Source organism: Streptomyces reniochalinae (assembly GCF_003323735.1).
In the GTDB taxonomy this organism is placed as follows: domain Bacteria; phylum Actinomycetota; class Actinomycetes; order Streptomycetales; family Streptomycetaceae; genus Streptomyces; species Streptomyces reniochalinae.
Window position 1 is genome coordinate 1 of the sequence record NZ_QOIM01000009.1, and the last position, 741, is coordinate 741.

The window sequence follows — 741 nt, forward strand, 5'->3', positions numbered from 1 at the left end:
ACGCCCCGCAGATACAGGCCGAACAAGACCTGGTCACCGGCCCCGTCCCACTGACACCGATCCAACACTGGTTCTTCGCACAGGACTTCGCACGACCGCACCACGTCAACCAGTCGCTGCTACTCGACGTGGACGCCGAAGTGACAACCGAGCAGTGGCAACAGATCCTGCGAAAACTGCTCGAGCAGCACGACGGCCTGCGCACCCGGTTCGTACGACAGAACGGCACATGGCAAGCCGAACTGACAGACCCGCCGCCGGAGCTGCCCTGGCGGACCCACGACCTCTCCACCATCCCAGCCCACGAGCGCCACACACGGCTGCTGGAGATCGCCGGCAAGACCCAGTCCAGCATGAACCTCGCCGAGCCCCCACTCATCCGGGCCGCCCTGTTCACCGGGGTGTGCGAGCACGAGTCCACCGGCTCCGGCGGCCACGAGTCGGCCGGTTCCGGTGAGGTGGGCCCGGAGGGCCACAAGTCCTCCGGGCCCGAGGGGCGCACGCACCGGTTGTTGCTGGTCGCCCACCATCTCGTGGTCGACACCGTCTCGTGGCGCGTGTTGCTGGAGGACCTGGGCACGCTGGTCGAGCAGGCACGCCGTGGCCAGGAGCCGCAGCTACCGGCCAAGTCCAGCTCATGGCGCCAGTGGGCCGAACGGCTGCGACAGGAGGCAGCCACCACGACCACACTCGACGAACTCACCTACTGGCACGAACAAACCCAGGCCACCCACCCCCTCC

The 741-nt window shown here is 67.7% G+C and carries 1 protein-coding gene; it reads left to right on the forward strand.

What is annotated here, in order from left to right; genetic code table 11:
- Positions 1 to 741 (forward strand): condensation domain-containing protein (locus DQ392_RS00045; protein ID WP_245980977.1); only part of this gene is annotated, 741 nt, incomplete at both ends.